Annotated in this window: 17 protein-coding genes; 8 read left to right on the top strand and 9 right to left on the bottom strand. The window is 69.4% G+C overall.

Translation table 11 applies throughout. From position 1 onward, the window contains the following. The 5 genes from A5688_RS13190 to secY all read right to left on the bottom strand — a co-directional run bounded on the left by A5688_RS13190 (window position 1) and on the right by secY (window position 4,138). Complete coding sequence (locus A5688_RS13190) at window positions 1-711, bottom strand: anti-sigma factor family protein (RefSeq protein ID WP_120312154.1); 711 nt, start codon at window positions 709-711, stop codon at window positions 1-3. A gap of 39 nt (window positions 712-750) precedes the next feature. Next, the gene (locus A5688_RS13195; RefSeq protein WP_082951200.1) at window positions 751-1,293 is read right to left on the bottom strand and encodes a sigma-70 family RNA polymerase sigma factor; all 543 of its coding nucleotides are present in this window, start codon (window positions 1,291-1,293) and stop codon (window positions 751-753) included. A gap of 171 nt (window positions 1,294-1,464) precedes the next feature. Further along, entirely contained in the window at window positions 1,465-2,268 is an 804-nt protein-coding gene (gene map, locus A5688_RS13200) for a type I methionyl aminopeptidase (protein WP_067908890.1), read from the bottom strand. Window positions 2,269-2,270: 2 nt separating this feature from the next. After that, window positions 2,271-2,816 carry an adenylate kinase gene (locus A5688_RS13205; protein ID WP_067833854.1) on the bottom strand — a complete coding sequence of 182 codons (546 nt, stop codon included), beginning with the start codon at window positions 2,814-2,816 and terminating at the stop codon, window positions 2,271-2,273. After that, window positions 2,813-4,138: a preprotein translocase subunit SecY gene (gene secY / locus A5688_RS13210; protein ID WP_067833851.1), complete on the bottom strand. Its 1,326-nt coding sequence runs from the start codon at window positions 4,136-4,138 to the stop codon at window positions 2,813-2,815. Before secY ends, A5688_RS13205 begins: the two co-directional genes overlap by 4 nt. A 281-nt stretch (window positions 4,139-4,419) precedes the next feature. Here secY and A5688_RS13215 point away from each other — a divergent pair, with 281 nt between their 5' ends. Continuing rightward, window positions 4,420-5,334 (top strand): class I SAM-dependent methyltransferase, encoded by a 915-nt coding sequence (locus A5688_RS13215; protein ID WP_067833848.1) that lies wholly within the window; start codon window positions 4,420-4,422, stop codon window positions 5,332-5,334. Window positions 5,335-5,337: 3 nt separating this feature from the next. Here A5688_RS13215 and A5688_RS13220 read toward each other — a convergent pair whose 3' ends face one another. Next, the gene (locus tag A5688_RS13220; protein WP_067833845.1) at window positions 5,338-6,006 is read right to left on the bottom strand and encodes a GNAT family N-acetyltransferase; all 669 of its coding nucleotides are present in this window, start codon (window positions 6,004-6,006) and stop codon (window positions 5,338-5,340) included. Between the two features lie 9 nt (window positions 6,007-6,015). Further along, window positions 6,016-7,377 (bottom strand): xylulokinase, encoded by a 1,362-nt coding sequence (locus tag A5688_RS13225; protein WP_067909000.1) that lies wholly within the window; start codon window positions 7,375-7,377, stop codon window positions 6,016-6,018. A 30-nt stretch (window positions 7,378-7,407) separates the two neighbouring features. Between A5688_RS13225 and A5688_RS13230 the strand changes: the two genes are divergently transcribed. Genes A5688_RS13230 through A5688_RS13245 form a run of 4 tightly spaced genes read left to right on the top strand, consistent with a single transcriptional unit; the run spans window position 7,408 to window position 11,020 of the window. Further along, on the top strand, window positions 7,408-8,388 hold the full coding sequence (locus A5688_RS13230; RefSeq protein WP_067908891.1) for an NAD(P)-dependent oxidoreductase: 981 nt from the start codon (window positions 7,408-7,410) through the stop codon (window positions 8,386-8,388). Further along, window positions 8,385-9,038, top strand: a complete 654-nt coding sequence (locus A5688_RS13235; RefSeq protein ID WP_067833840.1) for an L-fuculose-phosphate aldolase — start codon at window positions 8,385-8,387, stop codon at window positions 9,036-9,038. Before A5688_RS13230 ends, A5688_RS13235 begins: the two co-directional genes overlap by 4 nt. Next, window positions 9,038-9,955: an MBL fold metallo-hydrolase gene (locus A5688_RS13240; RefSeq protein WP_067908900.1), complete on the top strand. Its 918-nt coding sequence runs from the start codon at window positions 9,038-9,040 to the stop codon at window positions 9,953-9,955. The genes A5688_RS13235 and A5688_RS13240 overlap by 1 nt, the downstream gene beginning before the upstream one ends. Before the next feature lie 27 nt (window positions 9,956-9,982). Then, window positions 9,983-11,020, top strand: a complete 1,038-nt coding sequence (locus tag A5688_RS13245) for an NAD(P)H-dependent amine dehydrogenase family protein (protein ID WP_067908903.1) — start codon at window positions 9,983-9,985, stop codon at window positions 11,018-11,020. Window positions 11,021-11,023: 3 nt separating this feature from the next. Here A5688_RS13245 and A5688_RS13250 read toward each other — a convergent pair whose 3' ends face one another. Further along, complete coding sequence (locus A5688_RS13250; RefSeq protein ID WP_067908906.1) at window positions 11,024-12,256, bottom strand: zinc-dependent alcohol dehydrogenase; 1,233 nt, start codon at window positions 12,254-12,256, stop codon at window positions 11,024-11,026. Between the two features lie 165 nt (window positions 12,257-12,421). Between A5688_RS13250 and A5688_RS13255 the strand changes: the two genes are divergently transcribed. Genes A5688_RS13255 through A5688_RS13265 form a run of 3 tightly spaced genes read left to right on the top strand, consistent with a single transcriptional unit; the run spans window position 12,422 to window position 15,237 of the window. Next, complete coding sequence (locus A5688_RS13255) at window positions 12,422-13,372, top strand: class I SAM-dependent methyltransferase (RefSeq protein WP_067908909.1); 951 nt, start codon at window positions 12,422-12,424, stop codon at window positions 13,370-13,372. Window positions 13,373-13,384: 12 nt separating this feature from the next. Beyond that, window positions 13,385-14,299 (top strand): class I SAM-dependent methyltransferase, encoded by a 915-nt coding sequence (locus A5688_RS13260; protein WP_067833825.1) that lies wholly within the window; start codon window positions 13,385-13,387, stop codon window positions 14,297-14,299. A gap of 23 nt (window positions 14,300-14,322) precedes the next feature. Next, the gene (locus A5688_RS13265; protein WP_067908912.1) at window positions 14,323-15,237 is read left to right on the top strand and encodes a class I SAM-dependent methyltransferase; all 915 of its coding nucleotides are present in this window, start codon (window positions 14,323-14,325) and stop codon (window positions 15,235-15,237) included. 2 nt (window positions 15,238-15,239) lie between these two features. Here A5688_RS13265 and sppA read toward each other — a convergent pair whose 3' ends face one another. Next, window positions 15,240-17,024, bottom strand: coding sequence for a signal peptide peptidase SppA (gene sppA / locus A5688_RS13270; protein WP_067833820.1), 1,785 nt, complete (start codon window positions 17,022-17,024; stop codon window positions 15,240-15,242). Window positions 17,025-17,043: the final 19 nt, after the last annotated feature.

The following is a 17,043-nucleotide window of genomic DNA, read 5'->3' on the forward strand; positions in this document are numbered from 1 at the left end:
CTACAAAGAGCGTTGCAACAGCACCTGGCCGCTATCGGCGGAAACCACCTGCACGGCGGCGATCTGGTCGACCGGGGTCGAGATGGCGCCCGCGGGCGTCGCGGTGTGGCCGGGCACGGCCACCCACGTCGCCAACCGGGTCTGGCTGCCGTCACGGCCCACCACCACCATCGCGAGCGTGTCGTGGTGCGCGTTCAGCGGAGCCAGGCACACGCAGCGCAGGTTGATGGACGTCCCCCAGTGCTGGCTGCTGACCGCGACCGTCGAGGTCAGCAGGCTGGTGCCCACCTGCGCCATCGGCTCCGACGACGCGGTCACCTGCTGGGACGGAGTCGACGACCACCCCTCGAGACCGACGAACACCCCGATAGCCAACACCGCGGCCGCGGCGGCCGACGCCACCCAGGTCACCACCCGGGTGCGGCGCCGGCGCCAGCGAACCGTCGCCAGCAGGGACGGCAGCAATTCCGGAGACATCTCCGGGGCCGGACCGGATTGGTCGATCGCGGCCACCTCGTCACGGTCGAGCTGTGACAGCAGGGCGGGCACACCGCTGAGATCGGCGACGGCCGCCCGGCACGTCGGGCAGTGGGCCATGTGCGTCTCGAATTCGCGGCGCTCCGCGGCCGACAAAGATCCCAACACGTATGCGGCATCCCACATCGCGTAGCGGTCTTCGGGAGGGCCGAGATCCTGCACCGGCGTCCTCATTTCATCCATTCTGCTCACCCCTCAAGCGTCCGGAGCCCCTCATCGGGTTACTCCGAGTTCCTGCAGAGTGAGTCGCAACGCCCGCACGGCATAGTGTAGTCGCGACTTCACTGTTCCCTCGGCGATGCCGAGGTCTGCGGCAATCTGTGTGGTGGTCCATCCGCGGTAGTAGGACCGTTCGATCACTGCTCGGTGTTCGGCGGACAACTGGGCCATCGCGTCCGCTATCAGCAACCGGTCCAGCGCCGCGTTGACCTCATCCGGCGTGGACTGTTCGGGCGCCCCCGATACGTCTGTGGAGCCGACGACGTTGCGGAACCGCGCGCTGCGGCGGTCGTCGATGATCATGTTGCGGGCCACGGTGAACAACCACGCCCGCGCCGAGCGCTCGGTGTCGCCGACGACTTCGGGATGCTGCCAAGCCCGCAGCAACGTCTCCTGCACCACATCCTCGGACTGGCTCGCGTCCCCGGTCAGCCGCAGCGCGTAGCGCCACAGCACCGCGGCGTGTTCGTCGTAGAGCCCCTTCATCAGAGCGGCCTCGGCAGCGCCGGACGCCCTGGTGCCAGCCACACGAGCCACTCGATCACCTCCGACTACTGAAACGAGGCGAGTGGGTGCTGGGTTCAATTGGCCCCGACCCGCTACACCCGGCTTCGCCGCGCTTGCGATCGCGGCCAGTTCAATTGGCCTCGACCCGCTACACCCGGCTTCGCCGCGCTTGCGGTCGCGGCTGGTTCAAGGCTAGCCCGACTACAAAGCCGAGGTCAGGATGCGTGGCCCGGCGTCGGTGACGGCGACGGTGTGCTCCCAGTGCGCGGCGCGCGACCCGTCGACGGTGACGACCGTCCACTGGTCGTCGAGCACCGCGGTCTTGCCGGTTCCCAGCGTCAGCATCGGTTCGATGGCCAGCACCGACCCGGCGGCCAGCAGGGGGCCGCGTCCGGGAGAGCCCTCGTTGGGCAGGAAAGGGTCCATGTGCATCTGCCGGCCGATGCCGTGGCCGCCGTAGCCCTCGACGATCCCGAACGCGCGCGAATGGCGGGCCGCGGCGTCGCGCGTGCCCATCTCGATGGCGTGCGAGACGTCGGTCAGCCGGTTACCGGGCACCATCGCCGCGATCCCGGCCTCCAGCGACTCCCTGGTCGCCTGCGACAGCGCTTCGTCGGCCGCACTCAGCGTCCCGACCCCGAAGGTGACCGCGGCGTCACCGTGCCAGCCGTCCAGCACCGCGCCGCAGTCGATGGACACCAGGTCACCGGACGCCAGGATCTCGGCGGCCGAGGGAATCCCGTGCACCACCCGCTCGTTGACCGACGCGCAGATCGACGCGGGGTAACCGTGATAGCCCAGGAACGACGGCACCGCGCCGGCGTCCCGGATCACCGATTCGGCGATCTCGTCCAGGCTGAGCGTCGACACCCCGGAACTCGCGGCCGCCCGGACCGCCCGCAGCGCGGCGGCCACCACCGCGCCCGCCGCGGCCATGGCGTCGAGTTCGCCGGCAGTGCGCTGCGCGACCACCTTGCGACTCCGCAGCCGCGCCAGCGGGTTCATTCCTACTTGCCCAGCGCCTGCAGCGCGCGGGCGAACACTTCGTCCATGGTGCCGATGGCGTCGACCGTCTTGAGTTCGTGGCTGTAGTAATCCAGCAGCGGTGCGGTCTCGTCCCGGTAGACCTTCATCCGGTTCAGGATGACGTCCTCGGTGTCATCGGCACGGCCGCGGCCCTTGAGACGTTGCAGCAACTCGTCTTCGGACACCCGGAACTCCAGCACCGCGTCGATGTCGGTGCCGCGGCGTCCGAGCATGTCGTGCAGCGCCTTGGCCTGCTCCGCCGACCGCGGAAAGCCGTCCAGAATGAACCCCTTGGCCGCGTCCGGGTCGCTCAGCCGGTCGTCGACCAGCTGGTTCGTCAGCTCCGAGGGCACCAGGTCGCCCGCGTCCAGATAACGCTTGGCCTCCAGGCCCAGCTTGGTGCCGTTCTCGATATTGCTCCGGAACAGCTCACCGGTGGAGATGTGCGGGATCCCAAGTTTTTCGGAGAGCTTCTCGGCCTGCGTCCCCTTGCCCGCCCCCGGCGGACCCAGCAAAACGACTCTCACTTGAGGAACCCTTCATAGTTGCGCTGCATGAGCTGGCTCTCGATCTGCTTGACCGTATCCAAGCCCACGCCAATCATGATCAAAACCGCGGTGCCGCCGAACGGCAAGTTCTGGACCGCTCCGCCATTGCCGATCTGCAAGAACAAGTTGGGCAGCACCGAGATGGCGCCGAGGTAGATCGAACCCGGCAGCGTGATCCGGCTCAGCACGAAACGCAGGTAATCGGCCGTCGGCTTGCCCGGCCGGATGCCGGGAATGAACCCGCCGAACTTCTTCATCTCGTCGGCACGCTCGTCGGGGTTGAACGTGATCGACACGTAGAAGTACGTGAAGAAGATGATCAGCCCGAAGTAGATGCTGATGTAGATGGGGTCGCTGGGGTCGGACAGATAGCTGCCGACGAACTTGTCCCACCAGCTGTTGCCCACGCCTCCGCTGCCGCTGCGGATCAGCTGGGTGATCAAGTGCGGGATGTAGATCAGCGAGGACGCGAAGATGACCGGGATAACACCGGCCTGGTTGACCTTGAGCGGCAGGTACGTCGAGGTCCCGCCGTACATGCGCCGGCCGACCATGCGCTTGGCGTACTGGACCGGGATCCGGCGCTGGCCCTGCTCGACGAAGACCACGCCGACGATGATGACCAGCGCGGCGACCAGGACGGCGGCGAAGATCATCCCGCCGCGGCTGTCCAGGATCGACTTGCCCTCGGCGGGGATGCGCGCCGCGATGCCGACGAAGATCAGCAGCGACATGCCGTTGCCGATGCCACGCTCGGTGATCAGCTCACCCATCCACATCACCAGCGCCGCGCCGCTCGTCATCACCAGGACGATGACGACGAGGGTGAAGATGCTCTGGTCGGCGATGATGTCCAGCGAGCAGCCCTGCAGCAGGCCGCCGTTGGCCGCCAGGGCCACGATGCTGGTGGCCTGCAGGATCGCCAGCGCGATGGCCAGGTAGCGGGTGTACTGCGTCATCTTGGCCTGGCCGGATTGGCCTTCCTTGCGCAGCTCCTCGAACCGCGGGATGACCACCGTGAGCAGCTGCACGATGATGCTGGCGGTGATGTAGGGCATCACCCCGACCGCGAACACGGTGAGTTTGAGCAGCGCACCACCCGAGAACAGGTTGATCAGCGAATAGATCTGACCGGCGGCGCCGCCGCTGGCCTCTTTGATGCACTGCTGGACGTTCGGATAGTTGACGCCAGGGGACGGTAGCGCGGCGCCGACCCGATACAAGACGACGATGCCAAGCGTGAAGAGGATCTTCCGTCTCAGGTCGACTGTCCGCAGCGATGAGATGAAAGCGGAAAGCAACTCTTCCTCCTGCGCAGCCGGGGGTTTCTCGCATCACGCGCCCAACACCCGCAGGCCAGGACGTACGGCGTCGCGCGTCAAACCGTGTACGAGACTAACAGCTGGTTTGCCCGCATCTGGTCAGGGCCATTGCGGCGGCCCCGGGGAAGCCCCCTCGGGGTGCCGTTAACCGGGTGTTCGCACCCCCGCCGCAACGCGCCCGGAGAAACACAGGAAGCCGTAAGCCGCGCGGCGTAGAGTTCCCCTGACTCGTTGCATTTGCTAAATAACTTGGGAGCAGCATGACACGCACTGACCAAGACAGCTGGGACTTGGCCTCGAGCGTCGGTGCGACGGCCACGATGGTCGCCGCGGCGCGCGCACTGGCGAGCGAGGGCACCCACCCGATCATCAACGACCCCTTCGCCGCGCCCCTGGTGCGCGCGGTCGGGCTGGATTTCTTCCGGCGGCTGGTCGACGGCGAGGTGACCGAATCCGAGTCCCTTGGGGGCGGCGGGAAGGACCTGGGGCTGGAGACCGACTCCATCGCCGTGCGCACCCGCTTCTTCGACGACTTCTTCCTCAACGCCGCCCGCGACGGGGTTCGCCAGGCGGTGATCCTCGCGGCCGGCCTCGACGCCCGCGCCTACCGGCTGAGCTGGCCGCCCGGGAGCGTGGTCTACGAGGTCGATCAGCCCGCCGTCGTCGAGTTCAAGAGCACCACCATGTCCGACCTGGGTGCCGCCCCGGCCGCGGAACGGCGCACGGTGAGCGTCGATCTGCGCGACGACTGGCCGGCCGCGTTGCGCGACAGCGGCTTTGACGCCACACAGCCGACGTCGTGGAGCGCCGAGGGCCTGCTGATGTACTTGCCGCCGGACGCCCAGGACCGGCTCTTCGACAACATCACCGAGCTCAGCGCCCCCGGCAGCAAGTTGGCCACCGAATACCACCCCGCCACCGCCGGCACGACGATGGCGCAACGCGCCCAGGAGTTCAGCGACAGGTGGGCCAAAGTCGGCTGCGACATCGACCTGTCGGGCCTGTTCTTCGACGGCGAGCGCAGCAACGTCGTGGACTACCTCACCGGTAAGGGCTGGCAGGTGGCGTCCCGGCCGCGCCGCGAGCTGTTCGGCGAGTACGGCCTGCAATTCCACGATGACGAGGCGATCGCGCAGTTCCGCAACATCGTCGCCGTGACCGCCGTCCGGCAGTAGCGCTCAGCTGGGATTGGCCGCCGGCGCGCGCACCACCATCGGCACCGCGGGGAAACACCACGCCATCTCCGAGCGCGACTTGCGCAGCGCGGCGGTGCCGTAACCCCGCTTGCGGTAGTCGGGGTGAATCCAGATCCGGACATCGACCTCGCCGCGCACCAGCTCGCCGAACACCATGCCGACCTTCTCGCCGGAGTCGATGGCGACGAACCACGCGGCCTCTTCGTCGTCGACCCGGGCCAGCGCGGCTTTGATCTCGTCGTCGAGGTTGCCCGCCTGCCCACCGGATCCGTCGCCCGAGACGCCACCCATGTCCTCGGTGCGCACGCCGAAAATGTCGCGGTCCTCGCTCGCGGAGAACGGCCGGAGCTCGAGGGTGTCCCCCGAGCTCGCCGGACGCTCGCCCAGGGTGAAGCTCAGCTGCTTGTTCAGGTCCTCCAGCTCGGCCTGGATCGTCCTGCGCGAATCCTTGGTGAGTCGGTCGAAGGACAAGCCGAACACCGCTTCGGCACCCGTGTGCGACGTGCCGAGCAAACCGGCGATGGCCTCGACGGCCTCCGCGTTGTTGTCGGCCTCCACGATCAGGTCGAGCACTTCGTGCCGTCGTTCGAGGGCTTTCAACAGTGCGTCGGCGATTTCGCGGCGAGCGGCTTTGCGGTCCTGGTCGGTCATTGCACCAGCCTAGAACGCCGGGGGTCCGACCGCGCTACATCTGCGGTTTCCCAGCTCCAGGAAGCGCTGGTACCGGTCGGAGACCGCGCTCGCCCAGGCGGGGTCGGGCTCGACGGTCCGTTCGGTGCGCACCCATCGGGCGGCGTCGGCGATCGTCGTCTCGAGGCCGGCCGCCATCCGCGCCAGAAAGGCCGCCCCCAGCGCGGCCCCCTCCGCCACCCCGGACACCTCGACGGGGCGCCCGGTGGCGTCGGCGATGGCCTGCAGCCACGGCCCCACCCGGGTGCCGCCGCCGGTGGCCACGACGCGCGACACCGGCGACCCGCTGAGTTCGATGAGCTGGCGGACCACGAATCCGGAGGCCTCGTAGGCGGCCCGCCGCAGCGCGGCGGCGTCGTGGGTCAGGTCCAGCGCCTCCAGCACGCCCCTGCGGTCCGGGTCGTGGTACGGGGTGCGCTCGCCGCGCAGATAGGGCGACCACACCGGGACGCGCCCGGGTTCGACGACGGCCGGATCCGCCTGTGCCACAACGCGATCCACCCAGCCCAGGAACAGCCCGCCGGCGTTGCTGGCCCCGCCGATCTGGCTCTTGCCCGGCGTGGTGTGCGGAATGGTCCACAGGCCGGGCATCTGCCGGGCCTCGGCGATGGTCGTCCACACGATCAGCGTGGTGCCGCACATCACCAGCACGTCGCCGTCGTGGTCGGCACCGGCGACGATCTGTTCGCACAGCGCATCGATGGCGCCGGTGGCCAGCGCGGCATCGGTGCCGCGCACCTGCCCGACGAGGGCCCCCATGCTCTCTACCCGCGGCATCTGCCCGACGGTCGCGCCGCGCTCGGCGCATGCGTCGGGATTCCAGCCGGTCCCGTCGAACAGGGGGAACGCCGTGGCGGCGGTCGCGATGTCGATCACCGCCTCGCCCGCCAGCGCGTGGTTGGCCACCGCCGGCGCGGGCCAGTAGCCGGCGGCGCCCGGGGCCTGCGCGGCCGTCCAGCGCAGGAACTCGGCGGCCTCGCCCAGGGCGGGCAGCGGCTGTGTGTCACCGCCGGGCGTGCGGCCCCGGCCGTCGCCGTAGAGCAGTCCCGGCGTGATGGGCGTGCCGGTGTCGTCGACGGCGGTCATCGACGGCACCATCGCCGAGACGGCCACCGCCGCGACGCCGGGTTGGTCGATCAGTTCGTGCAGGGCCGCGGCCGGCCCACGCCGCCATGCCGCATCGGCGTCGTGCTCCAGCCGGTCGGGTGCCGGCACCCGCAGCTCGTGGGGGATGCGCACGCGGGCAGCCACGTTGCCGTCGGCGTCGGCGGCTATCGCCTTGACCGCGGTGCTGCCGACGTCGATGCCGATTGTGACGTCTTTGCGTGACACGGGCGTCACCGTACGCCAGCATTGGCTTTCGTGACGTCCAAACCACGCGCCTTGGTGACCGCCCCGTTGCGGGGGCCGGGCTTCGCCAAACTGCGAGAGCTGGCCGACGTGGTGTACGACCCCTGGATCGAGCAGACCCCGCTGCGCATCTACAGCGCCGAGCAGCTGGCCGAGCGGATCACCGGCGAAGCCGCCGAAATCGTGGTAGTGGAAAGCGATTCGGTGCGCGGCCCGGTGTTCGAGCAGGGCGTGCGGGTGATCGCGTCCACCCGCGGCGATCCCAACAACGTCGACATCGCCGGTGCCACCGCGGCCGGCGTCCCGGTGCTGAACACCCCGGCCCGCAACGCCGATGCCGTCGCCGAGATGACGGTCGCCCTGCTGCTGGCCGCCACCCGTCACCTGCTGACCGCGGACGCGGATGTGCGCAGCGGCAACATCTTTCGCGACGGCAGCATCCCGTATCAGCGGTTCCGCGCCGCCGAGATCGCCGGGCTCACCGCCGGGCTGGTGGGCCTGGGTGCCGTCGGCCGCGCGACACAGTGGCGGCTGTCCGGGCTGGGCCTGCGGGTCATCGCGCACGACCCCTACAACCCCGATGCCCGGCACAGTCTCGACGAGCTGCTGAGCGAGGCCGACGTGGTCTCGCTGCACGCCCCGGTGACCGACGACACGGCCGGCATGATCGGCGCGCGGCAGTTCGCGGCCATGCGCGACGGCGTGGTCTTCCTCAATACCGCCCGCGCCCAGCTGCACGACACCGATGCCCTGGTCGACGCCCTGGCCGCGGGCAAGGTGGGCGCGGCCGGGCTGGACCACTTCGTCGGCGAATGGCTGCCGGCCGATCACCCGCTGATCAGCATGCCCAACGTGGTGCTGACGCCGCACATCGGCGGCGCCACCTTCGACACCGAAGCGCGCCAGGCGCAGATGGTGGCCGATGACCTGGAGGCGCTGCTGGCCGGCAGCGCCCCCGTGCATATCGTCAACCCGGAGGTGCTGGGGTCATGAAGTTCGTCGACAACCCGGAAACCGCGGTGCTGGACGCCGCCAAGGACATGTTGCGCCGCGGCCTGGTCGAAGGCACGGCCGGCAACATCTCGGCGCGGCGCGCCGACGGCGGCATCGTCATCACGCCGTCGTCGGTGGACTACCGCGACATGCGGCTCGACGACCTCGTGCTCATCGACCCGGACGGCGCGGTGCTGCACGCCGCCGAGGGCCGGGCACCGTCGTCGGAGATGCAGCTGCACCTGGCCTGCTATCGGGCCTTCGACGACATCGGCAGCGTCATCCACAGTCATCCGGTGTGGGCGACCATGTTCGCCATTGCGCACCAACCGATTCCGGCATGCATCGACGAGTTCGCGGTGTACTGCGGCGGGGACGTCCGGTGCACCGAGTACGCCGCGTCCGGCACCCCCGACGTGGGCGCCAACGCCGTGAAAGCGCTCGACGGCCGGGGCGCCGCGCTGATCGCCAACCACGGGCTGGTGGCGGTGGGACCGCGCCCCGACAAGGTGCTGCACATCACCGCACTGGTCGAGAGGACCGCCCAAATCGTCTGGGGCGCACGTGCTCTCGGCGGCCCGGTGCCGATCCCCGAGGACGTCAACCGAAACTTCGCGTCCGTCTACGGCTACCTGCGCGCCAACACCTGATGCGCCCGGTCCGGTTCGGCCACGCGGGCGTGGCCCGGGTGGTCGAACTTCAATTCGACCTGGGGACACGCCTTTTCCCGCAGACGCCGCCATCCGGTTGGCAAGACAATGCCGACCTGCTGGTGCCGGACTTCTTCGACCCCTCGACCGATCAGTGGCACATCGCGATCCAGAGCTGGGTCATCGAGGTCGACGGGCTGACCGTCGTCGTGGACACCGGAGTCGGCAATGACCGCCAGCGCCCGCACATGCCGGCCCTGGACCACCTGGACACCGCATTCCTGGCCGCGCTGCGGTCCGCGGGCGTCGACCCCGACGCCGTCGACGTGGTGGTCAACACCCACATCCACTCCGACCACGTCGGGTGGAACACCATGCTGCGCAACGACATCTGGGTGCCGACGTTTCCCAACGCCCGATACCTGGTGCCGGCCGCCGACCACCGCCACTTCGCGCCCGATGGCCCCGCCGCGCGGCGGACGCCGCGCAGCGAAGAGGACGCCGCCCAGCAGCGCGGCGACCAGCTGGTGTTCGCCGACAGCATTGCGCCCGTCGATGCGGCCGGGCAGCTCGTGCAATGGTCCGATGACTATGAGCTCAGCCGGTCGCTGCGGCTCCGGCCCGCACCCGGACACACGCCGGGCTCCTCGGTGCTGTGGCTGGATGCCGGCGAGCCGGCGGTCTTCGTCGGCGACCTCACCCACAGCCCGCTACAGCTGCGCCGGCCCGCCGACGCCTGCGCCTTCGACATCGACGCGCCGGCCGCCGCGGTCACCCGCCGGCGGATATTCACCGAGGCCGTCCGGGCGAAGGCCGCCGTGATCCCGGCGCACTACCCCGGTCGCGGCGGGGCGACCATCCGCGGCGTCGCCGACCGATTCGACGTCGATGAATGGCTGGATTTCGAGCCACTCTGAGCATCGCCGGGCGTTACGGTTGACGCCATGCCGCCCTATCGCGTGGTCCAGTGGTCGACCGGCAACATCGGCCGTCGGGCGCTCGGCGTCCTGCTGGACCGCGACGACTTCGACGTGGTGGGCGTCCACGCATTCGGTCCGGACAAGGTGGGCCGCGACGCCGGGGTGCTGGCCGACCGGCCCCCGATCGGTGTGGCCGCAACCTCCGATGCCGACGCGTTGATCGGGTTGCGACCGGACTGCGTGAACTACATGCCCCGCGCCATCGACTACGAGCTGGTGGAAAGGATGCTGCGCTCCGGCATCAACGTCGTCACGACCGGAGACTTCCTCACCGGCACCCATCACCCGGCCGAACTCCCGGCGCTCGAGGAGGCGGCGCAACGGGGCCAGGCCACCTTCCTGGGCACCGGCTTCGAGCCGGGCTTCATCAACGTGGTCGCCGGGTTTCTCACCGGCGCGTGCCGGGAGGTCCGCAACGTCAAGCTCGTCGAAACCTTGGACTGCACCACCTATCCCGTATGGGAGGTGTGGCGGGTGCTCGGGTTCGGCAGAACACCCCGCGAGCCCGTGACGCATCTCGACCCGGCGACGCAGCGATACGGCCTCGGCTACTTCGAGACCCTGGACATGATCGCCGCCATGCTGGGCGTCGAACTCGAGTCCAAGGACGCGTTCGTGGAGCCCGCCGTGCTGACCCGGGATCTGAATCTGGGGTGGGTGGACTTCGCGGCAGGCACCATCGGCGGCCAGCGTCGCACCTACCGCGGCCATCGCGGTGGCCGACCGGTGGTCGAGCTGGCCATCTGCTGGACCATGAGCGACGACGCGCTCGACCCGCACTGGACCGATCCCAAGGGTTTCAGCGTGGTGATCGAAGGCCGGCCACACGTCGACGCGACGATCCGGTTCGGCCACCCCGGCGAGGACGTGATGACCGTGTTGATGGACAGCACCGCGGTCGCGGCCGTCAACGCCATACCGTTCGTGTGCGAGGCCCAACCGGGCGTCATCACCCCGATCGACCTACCCATCACCGGGTCCCACGGCGCGCTGACGGTCTGACGGCTAGCGCTGGTCGAAAGCCACCTTGACCGCACCACTTTCGGCCTGATCGGCGAGCACCCCGAAGGCGTCGCGCCACTGCTCGAGGCCGAACGTGTGAGTGAGCATGGGGCGCAAGTCAATTCGCCGAGCGCCGGCCAGGTCGAGGTAGTGGGCGATGGCGTGCTTGCGCTGCCCGTCGACCTCCTCGATCCCGAACGCGTTGGAGCCGACGAGGGCGATCTCCTTGAAATACAACGGACTCCACTCCCACCGGCCGGGCGCATGGACACCGGCCTTCACCAAGGTCCCCCGCGAACGCAGCACCCGGACCCCGACTTCGAATGTCTCGGGCTTGCCGATGGTGTCGTAGACGACGTCGACGGCGCCGGGGTGAGCCATCGGCAGACCCCGCAGCGGCCGGTGCAGCCGCCCGCCGCCCCAGGCGACGAGCTCCTCGATGAGGGCCGCCCGCGGTTCGTGGGCGAGCACACTGGCCGCGCCGAACCGCCGGGCCAGATCCGCCTGCGCCGCGAAGCGCGCCACCACCGCGACGGCCACGTCGGGATACAGCGCCCGCAGGATCGCGACCGCGCACAACCCGAGCGAGCCGGCCCCGTACACCAGCACGGAGCCCGAGCGGGGCGGCGGGTGGCGGGTGATCGCGTGCAGCGACACCGAGAACGGATCGGCGAACACCGCCATCTCGTCGGGAATCGAGTCCGGCACACCGAACAGCATGCTGTCGTGGGCGGGCATCAACTCGGCGTAGCCACCCGTCACGTCGGCCGACACCCCGGTATGGATGCCGGGTTTGAGGTCGCCGTCGGTGAACCCCCAGCACAGGCTGTAGTCGCCGGCTTCGCAAGCGGGACAGGGCGGTTGGATGCCTCGCGGTCCGCAGGACAGCCACGGGTTGAGCACCACCCGCTCCCCCACCTGCAGTCCGCGCGCCCGGGGTCCCAGCGCCACCACATCGGCGACCACTTCGTGGCCCATGACTTGCGGGAACGAACAGAAGGCGGCCATGGCGTTGTCGCCGTCGCCCTCACCGAAATCCATCAGGATCTGCTTGGAATCCGACCCGCAGATGCCGGTCAGCCGCGGCCGGGTGATCACCCAGTCCTGGTGCGGCAGTTGTGGATCCGGCAGTTCGCGCAGCGCGGTCGGGGTGCGGGCCAGGTTCCGGGTCAGCGGACCGGCGTCATCGGGGACCTCGACGGGCTCCGGTGGCACACCGAAGACCAGCGCCTTCATCGGGCCGCACCCCATCCCGACCAAGCACGCGCGATGAGCACCCGCTGACCGCCCGTCGCGTACGCCATCAGTACAGGTTGCCGCGAATCGCGGGAAGCGTACAGTGGGAGAAGCTTGTTATATCGGCTAAATATTAGATTGACTACTTCCGATAGGGGCACATACATGACTTCCACCAGGTACGAAGGCGACACCTGGGACCTGGCGTCGAGCGTCGGGGTGACCGCGACCATGGTCGCGGCCGCCCGTGCCATGGCCACCCGCGCCGACAACCCACTGATCAACGACCCGTTCGCCGAGCCGCTGGTCAAACTGGTCGGCGTGGACCTGCTGTCCCGGCTGGCCACTGGCGAGCTGGATCCCGCCGAGCTGAACGACGTGCACGACGGCGCCGCGGGGTCCGCCGGGGCGATGTCGCGGATGGCCGACAACATGGCGGTCCGCACCAAGTTCTTCGACGAGTTCTTCCTGGACGCGACGAACGCGGGCATCAAGCAGGCCGTGATCCTGGCTTCCGGGCTCGACGCCCGCCCCTACCGGCTGGCGTGGCCGGCCGGGACGGTGGTCTACGAGGTGGACCAGCCGCAGGTCATCGAATTCAAGACCCGCTCGCTGGCCGACCTGGGCGCCGCCCCCACCGCCGAGCGCCGGGTGGTGGCCGTCGATCTGCGCGAGGACTGGCCCTCCGCGCTGCGCGCCGCCGGGTTCGACCCGGCCCAGCCGACCGCGTGGAGCGCCGAGGGCCTGCTCGGCTACCTGCCGCCCGACGCGCAGGATCGCCTGCTGGACACCATCACCGAGCTCAGCGCGCCGGGCAGCCGGCTCGCCACCGAAAGCGCGCCCAACCCCGAGCCCGGCGACGAGGAGAAGATGAAGGAGCGCATGCAGACGCTCTCCGAGCGCTGGCGCACGCACGGTTTCGAGCTGGACATGGCGGGCCTGGTCTACCTGGGCGATCGCAACGAGGCGGCTCCCTACCTGGCCGCCCGAGGTTGGCGGCTGAACAGCGTCAGCATCCGGGAGCTGTTCGCGGCCAACGGAATCGACCCGCTCACCGACGACGACATGCGCATGGGCGAGATGCTCTACACCAGCGGCACCCTGACCGAGAAATAGGAGCTGACCCCGATGACCACTGACACGGGCAGAACCGAGGGCGACAGTTGGGATTTGGCGTCCAGCGTGGGCGCGACGGCCACCATGGTCGCCGCGTCCCGCGCGGTTGCGTCCCAGGGACCGAACCCGCTACTCGACGATCCATTCGCCGACCCCCTGGTCCGCGCGGTGGGACTGGCCCCCTTCGTTCGCATACTCGACGGGGAAGTCGATTTCGACGATGACCCACTGCTGAACCGCAAGACCCGGACCGAGCAGATGGCCGTGCGGACCAGGTTCTTCGATGACTTCTTTGTGGGCGCCACGAAAGACGGTGTGCGACAGGCGGTTATCCTCGCTTCCGGCCTCGACACCCGAGCATATCGATTGCAGTGGCCGGCCGGGACGGTGGTCTACGAGATCGACCAGCCGCAGGTCATCGAATTCAAGACCAACACCCTGGCCGATCTCGGCGCCGCGCCGACCGCCGAGCGCCGGACAGTCGCAATCGATCTGCGCGAGGACTGGCCTGCGGCGCTGCGGGAGAGCGGATTCGACACCACGCAGCCGACCGCGTGGAGCGCCGAGGGGTTGTTACCCTACCTGCCCCCCGAGGCCCAGGATCGTTTGTTCGACAACATCGCCTCGCTGAGCGCGCCGGGAAGCCGGCTGGCCACCGAGCACGTGCCCGACCCGAACGCATTCACCGAGGACCGACTGCAACGCATCAGCGAGCGGTGGCGGCGCGCCGGTTTCAATCTCGACGCGGCGGACCTGTTTTATCAGGGCGACCGCAGTGTCGTCGTCGACTACCTGACCGACCACGGTTGGCAGGTGACTGCCCATCCCGTCAGGGAACTCTACGCGCGCAACGGCTTCGAGTTTCCGGAGGACGAGATGGCGGCCACCTTCGGTGAGATGAGTTACGTCGCCGCCGTCCTCAAGTAACGCTCGGGTTAGGGTTTGAGACCATGTCACGCACTCACGACGATGAATGGGATCTGGCGTCCAGCGTCGGCGCGACCGCGACCATGGTCGCGGCGGGGCGCGCGATGGCGACCCGGGATCCCCGCCGTTTGATCAACGATCCGTTCGCCGAGCCGCTGGTGCGCGCGGTCGGGGTGGATTTCTTCACCAAGATGATGGACGGCGACCTCGATCTGGACGCCATCGAGAACGCCACCCCGGTGCGTATGCAGTCGATGGTCGACGGAATGGCGGTGCGCACCAAATACTTCGACGACTACTTCGTCGACGCGACCGGTGGCGGGGTGCGTCAGGTGGTGATCTTGGCGTCCGGGCTGGACTCGCGCGCCTACCGGTTGCCCTGGCCGGCCGGCACCGTGGTCTACGAGATCGACCAGCCGCGGGTGATCGAGTTCAAGAGCAGCACGCTGGCCGGCGTCGGCGCCGAGCCGACCGCGGCCCGGCGCACCATTCCCATCGATCTGCGGGCGGACTGGCCCACCGCGCTCAAGGCTGCGGGTTTCGATACCGCGGCGCCGACGGCCTGGCTGGCCGAGGGCCTGTTGATCTACCTGCCGCCGGAGGCCCAGGACCGACTGTTCGACAACATCACCGCGCTCAGTGCGCCCGGCAGCACCATCGCCACCGAATTCGTGCCCGGCATCGTGGATTTCGACGCCGAACGGGTCCGCGGGATGTCCGGTTCATTCCGGGAGCACGGCGTCGACATCGACATGGCGTCGCTGGTCTACACCGGCGAACGCACCCACGTCGTCGACTATCTGTCCAGCATCGGGTGGCAGGCCGAGGGCGTGACGCGAACGGAACTCTTCGCACGCAACGGCATCGAGGCGCCGGCCCCCGAGCACGACGACCCGCTCGGCGAGATCATCTTCATCAGCGCCAAGCTGACGGGCTAGCCTCAGAACCGCCAGGAGCCCAGCCACAACGCGCTGGCCCCGCTGTAGGTCCGTTCGGCGTTGTCCACGATGGCGCCGATGGTGCGGCCCAGCAGCGCGCCCAGCGCGTCGGGCACCGACGCGGCGGCCGGTTGCGAGGAGGCCCGCGGGCGCAGCATGTCCAGCAACGAGCCGCCCGGGTACGTGACGACGCGCACGTCGGCGTCCTCGTCAAGTCCGGCAAGGATTTTCGCCCGGCGCAGCGCGGTCCGGAAGCCGCCCAGTTCGTCGACCAAGCCCCGCTCGCGGGCGTCGGCACCGGTCCAGATCCGGCCCCGGGCGACCCGATCGACGGCCTCGGTGGTCAGGTTGCGGCCGTCGGCGACCCGCTCCAGGAAGTCGGCGTACACCAGGTCGGCCTCGGCCTCCCGCCGGGCGCGCTGCTCCGGGGTGAACGGCGTCTCGATCGACCACGCGTCGGCATTAGCGTTGGTGCGCACGGTGTCCAGCCCGACGCCCAGGCGCTCCAACAGATCCCGGATCACCAGCTTGCCGGTGAGCACGCCGATCGAACCGGTGATGGTCGCGGGGCTGGCCACGATCGCGTCGGCGGCCGCCGCGATGTAGTAGCCGCCGGACGCGGCGACCGCACCCATCGACGCCACCACCGGCTTGCCGCGTTTGCGAGCCCTTTTCACCTCGCGCCACAGGGTTTCCGATGCGGTCACCGAGCCCCCGGGGCTGTTCACCCGCAGCACGATCGCGGACACCGACTCGTCGGCGGCGGCCTCCCGCAGCGCCGGGGCGATGGTGTCGCTCCCGACGGTGGAGGCGCCGAACGGCAGGAACTGGGGTCCGCCACGCCCGTCGACGATCGTGCCGTCGACGTTGATGACGGCCACCGTCGGCTTGGGGCGCCGTCCGGGAACCGACGGCACCGGCGGGGACAGCCGGGACCGGGCCGCACCGGCGTAGCGCGACAGGTACAACCTGGGTGGTGCGTTCTCGTCGGAAACATCTTGCACCCCAACCAGTTCCGCCATCCGGTCGTAGGCCTCGTCCCGGAAGCCGATCCGGTCGACCAGGCCCGCGGACACGGCCTCCTCGCGCAACAGCGGGGCGCGGTCGGCCAGCGCGTCCAGCGCGCCGGCATCGAGCTTGCGTGATTCCGCGACCGCTGCCCACACCTGCTCCTGCACGCTCTCCAGCATCCGGGTGACGGCCTCGCGGTGGGCCTCGGTGAAGCCGTGCTCGGTGAAACGGTTTGCGGCCGACTTGTATTCGCCGCGCGCAACGAATTGCGCTTCGATTCCGGCCTTGTCGAACGCGTCGCGCAGGAAGGTCTCGTTGCTGGCGAAGCCGATCAGCCCGACGCTTCCGGCGGGCTGCATCCAGACCTCGCCGAACGCCGAAGCCAGGCAGTACGACAACGTGCCCGGGTAGGTCTCGGCCCAGGCCAGGGACGGCTTGGCGGCGGTGAACGCGACGATGGCCTCGCGCAACTCCTGCACCGCGGCCGCCGGCGATGCGGTGAGCTGCACCCGGGCAATCAGCCCGGCGACCCGCGGATCCTCGGCCGCCCGGTAGATCGCGGCCACCATGTCGCGCAGCGCTACCGGCCGGCCCCCGCTGATGAGGGCCAGCGGGTCGAAGCCCGTCGTCTCCGGCGGCATCGAGCGCAGGTCCAGCTCGAGCACACAGCCGTTGGGCACGCCGTGATGGCGGGCGGTATCGACCCGGCCGGCCAGGGCCCGAACCTCGTCCGCCCCTTTTGACAAGCCGGGGATCGAAGGCAGGAAAGCGAACATGTCTGCAGACTACAGAGGG

The organism is Mycobacterium mantenii (assembly GCF_001667865.1).
GTDB lineage: Bacteria > Actinomycetota > Actinomycetes > Mycobacteriales > Mycobacteriaceae > Mycobacterium > Mycobacterium mantenii_A.

Bases quoted from the DNA above. Each gene is read 5' to 3' on its own strand.
- A5688_RS13190 (WP_120312154.1), bottom strand. From the start codon at position 711: ATGAGGACGCCGGTGCAGGATCTCGGCCCTCCCGAAGACCGCTACGCG.
- map (WP_067908890.1), bottom strand. From the start codon at position 2,268: ATGAACCCGCTGGCGCGGCTGCGGAGTCGCAAGGTGGTCGCGCAGCGC.
- A5688_RS13215 (WP_067833848.1), top strand. From the start codon at position 4,420: ATGACACGCACTGACCAAGACAGCTGGGACTTGGCCTCGAGCGTCGGT.
- A5688_RS13220 (WP_067833845.1), bottom strand. From the start codon at position 6,006: ATGACCGACCAGGACCGCAAAGCCGCTCGCCGCGAAATCGCCGACGCA.
- A5688_RS13235 (WP_067833840.1), top strand. From the start codon at position 8,385: ATGAAGTTCGTCGACAACCCGGAAACCGCGGTGCTGGACGCCGCCAAG.
- A5688_RS13240 (WP_067908900.1), top strand. From the start codon at position 9,038: ATGCGCCCGGTCCGGTTCGGCCACGCGGGCGTGGCCCGGGTGGTCGAA.
- A5688_RS13245 (WP_067908903.1), top strand. From the start codon at position 9,983: ATGCCGCCCTATCGCGTGGTCCAGTGGTCGACCGGCAACATCGGCCGT.
- A5688_RS13250 (WP_067908906.1), bottom strand. From the start codon at position 12,256: ATGAAGGCGCTGGTCTTCGGTGTGCCACCGGAGCCCGTCGAGGTCCCC.
- A5688_RS13255 (WP_067908909.1), top strand. From the start codon at position 12,422: ATGACTTCCACCAGGTACGAAGGCGACACCTGGGACCTGGCGTCGAGC.
- A5688_RS13260 (WP_067833825.1), top strand. From the start codon at position 13,385: ATGACCACTGACACGGGCAGAACCGAGGGCGACAGTTGGGATTTGGCG.
- A5688_RS13265 (WP_067908912.1), top strand. From the start codon at position 14,323: ATGTCACGCACTCACGACGATGAATGGGATCTGGCGTCCAGCGTCGGC.
- sppA (WP_067833820.1), bottom strand. From the start codon at position 17,024: ATGTTCGCTTTCCTGCCTTCGATCCCCGGCTTGTCAAAAGGGGCGGAC.